This is a genomic window from Rhodococcus sp. H36-A4, assembly GCF_027158005.1.
In the GTDB taxonomy this organism is placed as follows: Bacteria; Actinomycetota; Actinomycetes; order Mycobacteriales; family Mycobacteriaceae; genus Rhodococcoides.
Window position 1 is genome coordinate 438034 of record NZ_JAPVLQ010000003.1, and the last position, 11958, is coordinate 449991.

13 protein-coding genes are annotated in these 11958 nt (G+C 61.8%); 9 read left to right on the forward strand and 4 right to left on the reverse strand.

The annotated features are described in order from the left end of the window. Positions 1–10: 10 nt before the first annotated feature. Positions 11–523 (reverse strand): M23 family metallopeptidase, encoded by a 513-nt coding sequence (locus O1W68_RS11130; protein ID WP_269303521.1) that lies wholly within the window; start codon positions 521–523, stop codon positions 11–13. Between the two features lie 335 nt (positions 524–858). Between O1W68_RS11130 and rpsB the strand changes: the two genes are divergently transcribed. The 6 genes from rpsB to O1W68_RS11160 all read left to right on the forward strand — a co-directional run bounded on the left by rpsB (position 859) and on the right by O1W68_RS11160 (position 5972). Continuing rightward, positions 859–1752, forward strand: a complete 894-nt coding sequence (gene rpsB, locus O1W68_RS11135) for a 30S ribosomal protein S2 (RefSeq protein ID WP_269303523.1) — start codon at positions 859–861, stop codon at positions 1750–1752. A gap of 107 nt (positions 1753–1859) precedes the next feature. Next, entirely contained in the window at positions 1860–2684 is an 825-nt protein-coding gene (tsf, locus tag O1W68_RS11140) for a translation elongation factor Ts (RefSeq protein WP_269303524.1), read from the forward strand. Between the two features lie 227 nt (positions 2685–2911). Beyond that, entirely contained in the window at positions 2912–3640 is a 729-nt protein-coding gene (pyrH, locus tag O1W68_RS11145) for a UMP kinase (protein ID WP_084348606.1), read from the forward strand. A gap of 61 nt (positions 3641–3701) precedes the next feature. Then, on the forward strand, positions 3702–4259 hold the full coding sequence (frr, locus tag O1W68_RS11150; protein WP_269303526.1) for a ribosome recycling factor: 558 nt from the start codon (positions 3702–3704) through the stop codon (positions 4257–4259). A gap of 52 nt (positions 4260–4311) precedes the next feature. Continuing rightward, a complete protein-coding gene (locus O1W68_RS11155; RefSeq protein ID WP_269303755.1) occupies positions 4312–5226 on the forward strand; it encodes a phosphatidate cytidylyltransferase in 915 nt (304 codons plus the stop codon). Positions 5227–5252: 26 nt separating this feature from the next. After that, positions 5253–5972, forward strand: coding sequence for a class I SAM-dependent methyltransferase (locus tag O1W68_RS11160; protein WP_269303527.1), 720 nt, complete (start codon positions 5253–5255; stop codon positions 5970–5972). Here O1W68_RS11160 and O1W68_RS11165 read toward each other — a convergent pair. Then, entirely contained in the window at positions 5969–6820 is an 852-nt protein-coding gene (locus O1W68_RS11165) for an HpcH/HpaI aldolase/citrate lyase family protein (RefSeq protein ID WP_269303757.1), read from the reverse strand. The genes O1W68_RS11160 and O1W68_RS11165 overlap by 4 nt on opposite strands. A gap of 547 nt (positions 6821–7367) precedes the next feature. Between O1W68_RS11165 and rlmN the strand changes: the two genes are divergently transcribed. Continuing rightward, on the forward strand, positions 7368–8519 hold the full coding sequence (gene rlmN / locus O1W68_RS11170) for a 23S rRNA (adenine(2503)-C(2))-methyltransferase RlmN (protein WP_269303759.1): 1152 nt from the start codon (positions 7368–7370) through the stop codon (positions 8517–8519). 66 nt (positions 8520–8585) lie between these two features. Here the strand turns inward: rlmN and O1W68_RS11175 are convergent, their stop codons facing one another. Both O1W68_RS11175 and O1W68_RS11180 read right to left on the reverse strand, forming a co-directional pair. After that, on the reverse strand, positions 8586–8855 hold the full coding sequence (locus O1W68_RS11175) for a DUF2631 domain-containing protein (RefSeq protein WP_269303529.1): 270 nt from the start codon (positions 8853–8855) through the stop codon (positions 8586–8588). A 120-nt stretch (positions 8856–8975) separates the two neighbouring features. Next, positions 8976–9464 (reverse strand): DUF1990 family protein, encoded by a 489-nt coding sequence (locus tag O1W68_RS11180; RefSeq protein ID WP_269303530.1) that lies wholly within the window; start codon positions 9462–9464, stop codon positions 8976–8978. A gap of 69 nt (positions 9465–9533) precedes the next feature. On the opposite strand from O1W68_RS11180, the gene dxr reads away from it, so the two are divergent. After that, positions 9534–10712: a 1-deoxy-D-xylulose-5-phosphate reductoisomerase gene (gene dxr / locus O1W68_RS11185; protein ID WP_331283583.1), complete on the forward strand. Its 1179-nt coding sequence runs from the start codon at positions 9534–9536 to the stop codon at positions 10710–10712. Positions 10713–10718: 6 nt separating this feature from the next. Continuing rightward, positions 10719–11933: a M50 family metallopeptidase gene (locus O1W68_RS11190; RefSeq protein WP_269303531.1), complete on the forward strand. Its 1215-nt coding sequence runs from the start codon at positions 10719–10721 to the stop codon at positions 11931–11933. Positions 11934–11958: the final 25 nt, after the last annotated feature.

Genomic DNA, 11958 nt, shown 5'->3' on the forward strand with positions numbered 1-11958 from the left:
CTCGTTCGAGCTAATTCGCGTGAAGAGGCTTGAGTCGAATCGGTGTGAAGTGGACCAGCGCCAACGGGTCGAGGTACTCCCGGCCTCGTCGCACACCCCAGTGCAGACACACTTCCCTGCAGCTGGGATGGCCTGGTTCGAGCGTGCCGACAACTTCTGAGGCTCTGACCCGCATTCCGGCGTGGACCGACGAGGTCACCGGTTCGTAGGTGGTACGAAGTCCACCTGGGTGGTCGATCGAAACCACAGGTTTTCCTGCTATTCGGCCCGCGAATACGACTGTGCCAGGCCCTGCTGCGTGCACTGCTTGGTTGGAGCTCCCTGCCAGGTCGACGCCGCGATGGCCCGGGAGCCAGTCATGCTCGGGAGGGTCGAAAGCGGTGACCACTGCCGGTCGCGGCGACAACGGCCAGCGAAATGCTTGCGAAGGGGTCGGAGGGGAGGCCCCGGCCGGGGAGGCGTCGGCCAGGCCGACGGCGGCCGAGATGAGCGTGATCACGAGGGCTGCTGCCAGGACTTTCATGGTGTTCAGGATGTCGGTTCGAGCAATTGTCCAGAGTGCCGTTTGTCCGGCCTGTGGACGGATGGAAGTTTTGTCCACATATCTCGTCGTCCCTTGACCTCCGCCCTGGTTATGAGCTGCGGCTTTCAGGCCGTACACTGTCGGAGCGACCTGTGTCCGCACGGGTCGACTTCGCGCGTCCGCGTCTTGCGGCAGCCATTTCGACAATGGAAGCCACATACCCGGTTGTCGACGGTCCCACTTTTTTTCGAGTGGGTTCGGCAACCAGCGGTCGCCAGGGCAGGGGTCGAACGACACTCTGCGTCAACCGGCAAACGAAAGCGAGTTATTCAGCCATGGCTGTAGTAACTATGAGGCAGCTGCTCGACAGCGGCACACACTTCGGACATCAGACCCGTCGTTGGAACCCGAAGATGAAGCGTTTCATCTTCACCGACCGCAACGGCATTTACATCATTGACTTGCAGCAGACTCTGACCTTCATCGATCAGGCCTACGAGTTCGTCAAAGAGACCGTCGCCCACGGTGGCACGGTTCTGTTCGTCGGCACTAAGAAGCAGGCTCAGGAGTCCATCGCCGCTGAAGCAACTCGCGTGGGTATGCCCTACGTGAACCAGCGCTGGCTCGGTGGCATGCTCACCAACTTCCAGACGGTCCACAAGCGTCTCATCCGCCTCAAGGAGCTCGAGGCAATGGAGCAGACCGGTGGCTTCGAGGGACGTACCAAGAAGGAAATCCTCATGCTGACGCGTGAGATGACCAAGCTGGACCGCACTCTCGGCGGAATCCGTGACATGGCCAAGGTTCCTTCGGCCATCTGGATCGTCGACACCAACAAAGAGCACATCGCTGTCGGCGAGGCTCGCAAGCTGAAGATCCCGGTCATCGCGATCCTGGACACCAACTGCGACCCTGACGTCGTCGACTACCCGATCCCGGGCAACGACGATGCAATCCGCTCTGCAGCACTGCTGACCAAGGTCGTTGCATCTGCAGTGGCCGAGGGCGTACAGGCTCGGGCGGGTCTCAACACCGCTACCGACGCGAAGCCCGAGGTCGGCGCAGGCGAGCCACTCGCAGAGTGGGAGCTCGAGCAGCTTGCACAGGCTTCGCCCGCAGCGGCTGAGACGCAGGAAGCTGCAGCAGAGGCACCCGCTGCTGACGCGCCTGCCGCTGAAGCACCTGCAGCAGAAACACCGGCCGCAGAAGCACCAGCAACACAGGCTTGATCGAGGGGTCCCGATAGGCGTGACCCACGCCTGTCGGGACCTTTTCTTCGGTATCCGAGAACTTTTACGCTCTGCCCACCCACAGCATTCGAGGAGGCTCGCTCAACATGGCGAACTACACCGCCGCTGACGTCAAGCGGCTCCGTGAGCTCACCGGCTCCGGAATGATGGACTGCAAGAACGCTCTAGCCGAGGCCGAGGGAGACTTCGACAAGGCCGTCGAGCAACTACGCATCAAGGGCGCCAAGGACGTCGGCAAGCGTGCCGAGCGGTCCACCGCCGAAGGTCTCGTCGTTGCCAAGGGCGGCGTGCTACTCGAGATCAACTCCGAGACCGACTTCGTGGCCAAGAACGAAGAGTTTCAGACATTCGCGAACTCGGTTGCTGCTGTTGCCGCTGAAGGCAAGCCTGCAGACGTCGAGGCATTGAAGGCACTGACGCTCGACGGCAAGACCGTCGACGCGGCGATGGGCGAGCTGTCGGCCAAGATCGGCGAGAAGCTCGAACTACGACGAGTTGCCTCGTTCGACGGCCCGGTTGCGATCTACCTGCACAAGCGCAGCGCGGATCTGCCGCCGGCTGTCGGCGTTCTCGTCGAATACACGGGTGAGGGCGAGGCCGCTGCTGAGGCTGCTCGCGGTGCTGCGATGCAGGTTGCCGCGCTCAAGGCCAAGTACGTCACGCGTGACGAGGTTCCTGAGGACATCCTCGCCTCCGAGCGTCGTATCGCCGAGGAAACCGCTCGCGAAGAGGGCAAGCCAGAGCAGGCACTCCCCAAGATCATCGAAGGCCGTGTCAACGGATTCTTCAAGGATGTCGTGCTCACCGAGCAGTCGTCGGTTCAGGATTCCAAGAAGTCCGTGAAGGCGATCCTCGACGAGGCCGGCGTCAAGATCACGCGCTTCGTTCGGTTCGAGGTCGGCGCAAGCTGATCGCGGATACCGAGCAGATTTTTTGAGGTTGCCGTTCGTTCGACTTCGGTCGAGCGGACGGCTTCTTTCATTTTGCTGCCGCGGCACCCCACCCCACGCCACGATGAGTCGCGTGAGCCGGGTGTTTAGTCCGTGGCGGCCTCGATAAGGCAGGATATGGGTATTGGGTGCCTTTGGGGGCCCTTGATTCACCGTGCGCAATCGACCGGCGAGAACCGAGGAGAGTTATGACCGATCCCGCCACCGACAGGCCCGGATTCAAGCGAGTGATGCTCAAACTGGGTGGAGAGATGTTCGGAGGAGGCCAAGTAGGTCTCGACCCTGACGTCGTCACCAACGTTGCCGAGCAGATTGCCGAGGTCGTAGCCACCGGAGTTCAGGTTGCTGTCGTCATCGGCGGCGGCAACTTTTTTCGGGGTGCCGAACTGCAGCAGCGGGGAATGGACCGTTCCCGCTCCGACTACATGGGCATGCTCGGAACTGTGATGAACTGTCTTGCTTTGCAGGATTTTCTGGAAAAGCAGGGTGTGGCCACCCGTGTACAGACCGCGATAACGATGGGACAAGTCGCCGAGCCTTATCTGCCGCTGCGTGCGCGTCGCCATCTGGAGAAGGGCCGAGTAGTCATCTTCGGCGCGGGCATGGGTATGCCGTATTTTTCGACCGACACGACGGCGGCGCAACGTGCACTCGAGATCGGGGCCGAGGTGCTGCTGATGGCGAAGGCCGTCGACGGCGTCTATTCTGCCGACCCGCGGCTCGACCCGGACGCAACGATGTTCGAATCGATCACCCATCGTGAGGTCATCGAAAAAGGCTTACAGGTCGCCGACGCCACCGCCTTCAGTCTCTGCATGGACAATCAGATGCCGATCATGGTGTTCAACCTGCTCATCCAAGGGAATATCGCCCGCGCTGTCGCTGGTGAGAAGATCGGAACACTGGTCACATCGTGATCGTTTCCGATCACGTACTCGAACATGCTGGATCATCAGCAAAGACGATGGAGGTCAAGCCGTGATAGATGAAGCGCTTTTCGACGCCGAGGAAAAGATGGAGAAGGCGGTCACCGTTGCCCGCGACGATCTGTCTTCCATCCGAACCGGCAGGGCGAATCCGGGCATGTTCAACCGCATTGTGATCGAGTACTACGGTTCTCCGACGCCAATCACCCAGCTGGCAAGTGTCAGTGTCCCCGAGGCCCGGATGGTAGTGATCAAGCCGTACGAGCCTGCACAGCTCGGGCCGATCGAGACTGCGATACGCAACTCCGATCTCGGTGTGAACCCGACGAACGACGGCAACCTCATTCGTATCAGCATTCCGCAGCTGACCGAGGAGCGGCGCCGCGAGTTCGTCAAGCAGGCCAAGGGCAAGGGTGAAGACGCCAAGGTGTCGATCCGCAATGTGCGTCGAAAAACGATGGAAGAGCTCAAGCGTATTCAGAAAGATGGAGAGGCGGGCGAAGACGAGGTCCTACGGGCCGAGAACGAGCTCGACAAGACCACCTCGAAGTACACGGTGTCGATCGACGAATTGGTCAAGCGTAAAGAAGCGGACTTGATGGAGGTCTGATTCCCCCGGAAGAGTCGGACAATAAATGATGAAGCAAGGAGATGGCGTCGTGATGGGATCGGAACGGCCACTGGGCTCTGCCGTACCCGACCCCTCGACGCCAGGGGAGTCGGCACCGAAGGCGATAGGGGAGTCGGTGCCGAAGGCAACGGGCAAAGCGGGTCGCAATCTGCCGGCCGCGATTGCGGTGGGCGGTGGCTTGGGTATCTCGCTGATTTTGATCATGGTGTTCGCGCCGTTGGTTTGGATCGGCGTTGTTGCAGTCGCGCTCGCTATCGCAACGTATGAGGTGGCGAGGCGTCTTCGTGAAGCCGGAGTGCTCGTCCCGCGGATTCCGTTGATCGTGGGTGGTCAAGCGATAATTTGGCTCGGCTGGCCCTGGGGAACCACCGGCGTGCTGAGCGCTACCGCAGGCACTGTTCTGGTGTGCATGGTCTGGCTGCTGCTGCAGCAGGGCCTCGGTTCGGCACCGAAAAACTATCTTCGCGAACTTGCGGTCACCATCCTGGTGGCGTGTTGGCTGCCCCTGCTGGCATCCTTCGCGGTACTGATGGTTCTGCAGGATGACGGCGCAGGCCGCGTTCTGGTGTTTCTCATTGCCGTCGTGTGCTCGGATGTCGGCGGTTACGTCGCGGGAGTGCTGTTCGGTAAGCATCCTATGGCGCCCGCGATCAGTCCCAAGAAGTCGTGGGAAGGACTTGCTGGGTCACTTCTTTTCTGTGTCATCGGCAGCTTGCTCACTGTCACACTCATTCTCGATGCGAACTCGATGATCGGTGTTCTGCTCGGCGTGGTCCTCGTGGTGACCGGAACGCTGGGCGATCTCATCGAATCTCAGGTCAAGCGAGATCTTCGGATCAAGGACATGGGGACTTTGCTGCCGGGCCACGGCGGCATCATGGATCGCCTCGACTCGCTTCTGCCGTCGGCGTTCGTCGCGTGGTTGATCTTCACAGTCCTTCTCTGACATACCGACCTTTCTCTGACATACCGATGATGCCTCCGAAGTTTCGCTCGATTCCGAGCCCCAACATCTGGCATTGGCCCGAGGTCTACGAGTCGGAGAATCGTGCTCAGGATGTCGACGGGCGTATAGCTGCGGAACTGCAGAGGATCGCGCCCTGGGACGGCCGGACCATCGTCGATGTGGGATGTGGCACCGGCTTCCATCTGCCGCTGTTCGCCTCGCGTGCTCACCGAGTCGTCGGTGTCGAGCCGCATGGCCCTCTAGTGGATGCGGCGCGGACCCGAGTTCTCGGGCTGGATAACGTCGAGGTCGTGTCGGGCAGTGCCGAGGCGTTGCCGCTCGCTGACGCGTCGGCGGATATCGTGCACGCGCGTACAGCTTATTTCTTCGGGCCCGGATGCGGCCGCGGTGTGTCGGAAGCGATGCGTGTGCTCCGGCCTGGCGGAACGCTCGTCGTGGTGGACCTCGACGTCGGGGCATCGCCCTACGGTGACTGGATGCGGGCGGACCTACCGAATTACGACTGTGCGGCCGTCGAATCGTTCTTCGCAGCCCAGGGTTTCGATCTGAGCCGGGTAGATACTCGCTGGGAGTTCGCTGATCGGGCGACACTGGATGCGGTACTGGGTATCGAATTCACGGCGCGCACAGCGGCCAGGGCTGCTCGGAGCATCCCCGGCCTGAGTATCGATGTGCGATATCGAGTTCACTCCCGACCCAAGCCTGTTGGACTCGAGCTGATTTAAGCGGGGTTGTTCTCGGCCGTGATGCCGAAGATTCCTGCTGCTTCGCGAATTTTGAGTGCCTTGGCAAGGCGCGGCAGGTCGCTGCCGTCCTTCACATGCACGCCATCGATGCCCAGCATGTCGATGACCTCGTCGGCCCAGGTGACATCTCCTGGGGCTGGAGCGAGCACGCGGTTCACGACGGGGGCCTGCTCCGCGTGCATGCACAGCTTTCCGGTCATGCCCATCGAGATGGTCAGGGCCGAATCGCGAGCCAGGATACTGTCGTTGGCGGTCAACGTCGGGCCGTCGATGGGTCCGGGAAGGCGTGCAGCGCGACTCGACACCACCAGCCGTGAGCGTGGGTACGCCATGGCGAGCGGTTCGTCGCTCATCCCGGTGTCGCGACGGAAGTCGCCGCTGCCGAAGGCCAGTCGGAAAGTGGACTCCGCGCGAGCGATCTCGGGCGTCGCCTCGAGGCCGACTGCAGATTCCACCAGAGCAAGTATGCGTGTCCCAGCTGTTACTCGTGCGGCCGTGGCATCGACCTGGCCGCCGCTCTCGGTCTTCGCGAGCATGATGCCTGCCAAGCCGCGAAAGCCGGAGAGTGCTTCGAGGTCGTCTGCCCAGAACGGCGTGGTCGCGTCGTTTATGCGTACCCAAGCCGAATTGCCCGCTTCGAGCCACGCGACGACGGCGTCGCGTGCCGCAGGCTTTGCATGCGGTGCCACAGCGTCCTCGATGTCGAGAATCACCGCGTCCACCTCCGATGCGGCTGCGGTCGCGAATGCCTCGGGCTGGGTAGCGGGTACCAGCAACCACGAGCGTGCTCGTTCCGGTGCTACGCCAAATGTCACTGGGGTCTCCATGAAAGTGGTCACGTCGGGCTCCTTGCGGTGAGATCGGGCACGACCGACATTATCGATTCAGTACGGCGTTGCCATGTTCTGTGCATTCTGTTCACCGCGGGTTACTTTACTTGCGTTTCGCTGTACGCCTGACCTCGAGGATGCGAACCCATCCCACGAGAGCCATGACCAAGGCCCACGGCGAGGGCGGATAGGAGCAGGCCGACGCCCGCTTTCGTATGCGAAACAGCGTCCGGTGAGGTCCCCGCCGGCGGGCAGGTGTCGCGAACCCCGCTTCTGGGTCGGGTGCGCTGTGGGAGAGGTCTCGCCGAGAGTCGTGGGGACGGCTTCCTTGTCTGTGAACTTGTCTGCGAACTTGTCTGCGAACGTTCCGTCGGTGCCGTCGCCTCTGGGTGTGGACTTTGTGAGATTCGTTTGCCCACGGGTTGTCGAATGCGTCCACCTGCTGCCGTTTGCTTACCCCTCGCTGTGGGGCTGGAAACTGCGCGCTGAATAGGAGAGAAGTGCCCAGTAGTGGGACACTGGATTTATTATGAGTGATTCTGCTATGACCGCCGACGAATCCACAGCCGAGAGCGCCCGCCCGCGGACGAGGCCGACACTGCCGTTGGTGTTCGCGGATCGCCGTCGCGGCATGCCGTCACGACACCTCGCTGACCTGGATCGCGAAGGATTGAAATCGGCAGTCAAGGATCTCGGGCTGCCTGCCTTTCGTGCCGACCAACTTGCACGCCACTACTACGGCAGGCTCGAAGCGGATACGACCAAAATGACGGACCTTCCTGCAGCGATCCGGGAAAAGGTCGGAGCAGACCTGTTTCCGCCACTGCTGACGGCAATCAAGCACTTGTCGTGTGACGACGGCGACACCCGCAAGACGCTGTGGAAGGCCAATGACGGCACGCTGCTCGAGAGCGTCTTGATGCGGTACCCGGATCGGGCGACGCTATGCATCTCCAGTCAGGCCGGTTGCGGGATGGCCTGCCCGTTTTGCGCAACCGGGCAGGCTGGACTCGATCGCAACCTCTCCACTGCCGAGATCGTCGACCAGGTTCGATCGGCAGCGGCAGATATACGTGACGGCGCCGTGCCCGGAGGCGAAGGCCGCCTGTCGAACGTTGTGTTCATGGGGATGGGTGAGCCTTTGGCCAACTACAAGCGCGTCGTCTCCGCTGTGCGCAAGATCGTCTCGCCTGCGCCCGATGGGCTCGGCCTGTCGCAGCGGTCGGTGACTGTATCGACCGTTGGTCTTGCACCTGCTATTCGCAAACTCGCCGACGAGGGCTTGTCCGTCACGCTTGCAGTGTCGCTGCATACTCCGGACGACGAGTTGCGGGACACCCTCGTACCGGTGAACAACCGTTGGTCGGTGGCCGAAGTGCTGTCGGCGGCGAGATACTACGCGGATCAGACCGGTCGTCGAGTGTCGATCGAGTACGCGATGATCAGAGATGTGAACGATCAGCCGTGGCGCGCGGACCTGCTGGGCAAGAAGCTACACAAGGCTCTCGGATCGAGAGTGCATGTCAATCTCATACCGCTCAACCCGACCCCGGGCAGCGAGTGGGATGCCAGCCCGAAGCCCGTCGAACGTGAATTCGTGAGAAGAGTTATTGCGCAGGGTGTTTCGTGCACCGTCCGTGATACTCGCGGTCAGGAGATCGCTGCCGCTTGCGGTCAGCTCGCCGCTGAGAACTGACGAGTGGCGCAAAAAAGAACCCGATAGCTGCTCGGCGCAGCTATCGGGTTCTTTTGGTTTTGCGTGCTATCGCGGCTTCCGGCGAACGATGATGTCGCGAACCACGATGCCGACGAGCGCAATGGCAAAGCCGATGAGGTACAGGTCTTCGATCTCGCCTGTGTGGTTTCCGTGGATCATGAGCAGCAGGAAGACCGCGACGCCGATCGCGGCGATCCGCATCGCCTTGTTCGACTCGCCGCTCCAGCCCCAATTGGCCGAGGGCACCTCGGCTATGTCCTCATGGGTGTACTCGACCGGGTCGTACGAAGCGGGGTCCAGTTCGGTTTGTGCCACCGGTCGATCCTCTCGGGTCAGGGTGCAGCCGAAAGTCCGGCATGCGTGTGCGCACCTAGTTTGGCATACGACCGGCAGTAGTAGCGAGTAGGGGCGCGAGTAGCTGACGCGGTCAAGAAGTCATGCTGCGTACGTGCGCAACGCGGCCAGGTACCTGTCGGTGAAGAGTTTCTGGACCCATCTTCCGACAGGTCCACCGAGTGCAGTGAACCAGCGACCGGGTCGTGAGAACGCGCGGATGTGCGCGAAGACGGCGTCGTTCGTGGGATCGAATTCGACGGCGAAGCACTCCTCGCCCTGCTCCGGGTGCCCAGGCAGGGTGCCGTATGCGAAACCCCGTCGATCGGGAGAGTCGATCAGGTAAACGACGCGGCAGGGAATCCGAATCCGACCCAGCGTCAGCACGACGACGGTGTCCGCCTCAGCTGTCGGGGTCGACGCGTCGACCCCGAGTCCCGACTTTCGATGCATCTGCCACCCCGACAGGGCGTCGGCTGCTGCTTCGAATGCGTCGCGTCCGGTGCCGATGTGTACTCGACGATCGAGATGGTGGTAGCCGGCGGGCATCTGGCCCTTGGTGCCGCCGATCTCGGGATAGGTGAGCTCCATGAGAGCCCAGCGTGCCACGGATGGCGGCCGCACAGGTGACTCTCAGAGTCGATCAGGAACAATGAACGAGTGCCCGAGCATCGAACACCTCCAGTCTCGCGTCCTGTCCGGGTGTTGCTCCTGGGCAGCACCGGTTCCATCGGAACCCAAGCCCTCGAGGTGATCGCTGCCAATCCCGAATTGTTCGAGGTGGTCGGGCTCGCTGCCGGCGGTCGCAATATAGACCTGCTCGGACGTCAGATCCGCGATACCGGTGTCTCTTTCGTCGCGGTCGCAGACCCGAATGCGGGTGCCGAATTGGAACTGGCGAACGTCCTTACCGGCGATCGGGCCGTCACCGAACTCGTGGAGTCGGTCGAGGCGGACGTCGTGTTGAACGCTTTGGTGGGCTCGCGAGGGCTGGAGCCGACACTCGCGGCGTTGAAATCCGGAGCGACGCTGGCCCTGGCGAACAAGGAATCGTTGGTCGCGGGCGGGGAGCTCGTCCTCAGGGCTGCGGCTCCCGGGCAGATAGTCCCAGTGGACTCCGAACATTCTGCTCTTGCGCAGTGCCTTAGAAGTGGCCGAGCCGAGGAGGTGGAGCGCCTGGTGTTGACTGCGTCGGGCGGCCCGTTCCGCGGTTGGTCGGAGGCGGAGTTGAAATCCGTCACTCCCGAGCAGGCAGCGGCGCATCCGACCTGGTCGATGGGGCAGATGAATACGCTGAACTCCGCGACGATGGTGAACAAGGGGCTCGAACTGATCGAGACCCATCTGCTGTTCGGCATCCCATACGAGCGGATCGACGTCACGGTTCATCGGCAGTCGATCGTGCATTCGATGGTCACCTTCTTCGATGGATCGACGATCGCGCAGGCGAGCCCGCCCGACATGCGTCTGCCGATCGCGCTCGCATTGGGATGGCCGAACCGGGTGGCGAATGCTGCCCGCCCGCTCGATTTCACAACCGCGTTTTCCTGGGATTTCGAACCGCTCGACGATCGAGTGTTTCCGGCTGTCCAACTGGCGCGTGAGGCGGGGATTCTCGGGGGCTGCATGACGGCGGTCTACAACGCCGCGAACGAGGTCGCCGCTGAGGCGTTCCTCGCCGGCCGTATCGAATTCCCACGGATCGTCGACACCGTCAAGGAGGTCCTCGGGGCAGGCAGAAGCGAGTGGACTGCCACTCCCACTACCGTGGACGAGGTACTCGAAGCCGATTCCTGGGCTCGTCTTCAGGCCCGCACACTCTTGAATCAGAAGGAATAAACGTAGATGGTGTTCGCATTCGGCGTCATTCTGTTCGCCCTGGGAATCACGGTGTCCATCGCCCTGCACGAGGCCGGCCACATGTTGACCGCCCGCGCTACGGGCATGAAGGTTCGACGCTTCTTCATCGGCTTCGGTCCGAAGGTATTCTCTTTTCGGCGGGGTGAGACGGAGTACGGACTCAAAGCGATACCGGCAGGCGGTTTCTGTGACATCGCCGGGATGACCGCGATCGACGAGCTCGCGCCGGACGAGGTCGAGCGTGCGATGTATCGGCAGAAGACGTGGAAGCGTCTCGTCGTCATGCTCGGCGGAATAGCGATGAACTTCGTTCTCGGTTTCCTGCTCATCTTCACGCTCGCTGTGGGCTGGGGACTGCCGAATCTCAATCAGCCGAGCGACGCGATGGTGGGCGAGATGCCCTGTGTGACAGCGACCCAGAACGAAGATCTCACTTACCCGGAGTGCAGTGGACCCAGTCCGGCCTATTCCGCGGGTATTCGTGAAGGTGACGTCATCGTTTCGGTGAACGGCACTCCGACTGCAGACTTCTCCGATGTCGTCGCAGCCACGCAGCCTCTATCCGGAACCGCAGACTTCGTCGTGGAACGTGATGGGCGTGAGCTGACGTTCCCGGTACAGATCCAGCAAGTCCAGCGTTGGGTACGCGACGGCACCGAGACCGGGCGTAAGTCGACAACCGTGGGCGCGGTGGGCCTTCAACTCGCATACTTCTATCCGACCCAGTACAACCCGCTCGCGGCGATACCTGCTTCGTTCGCGTTCACCGGCGACATGTTCGTCGAGACTGCACACCGGCTGGTGCAGATGCCGAGCAAGGTCGCGGACCTGTGGACCTCGGTCACCGGAGGGGTCAGAGACCCGGAAACACCGATCAGTGTGGTCGGGGCCAGCGTGATCGGTGGGCAACTGGTGGAGAGGTCGTTGTGGCCGGTATTCGTACTGCTGCTCGCGAGCCTGAACTTCTTCCTCGGCATTTTCAACCTGCTGCCGCTGCTCCCTCTCGACGGTGGACACATGGCCGTCACCATCTACGAGCGGATTCGCAATTTCTTCCGCAGGCGTCGTGGTCTGCCGAATGGTGGACCTGTCGACTACATGAAGTTGATGCCCGTCACGTATGTGGTGATCGTGATCGGTGGCGCGTACATGTTGCTCACTCTCACGGCGGACATCGTGAACCCGATCCGATTGTTCTAGATACACTCGTGCTCATAGCTAGGGA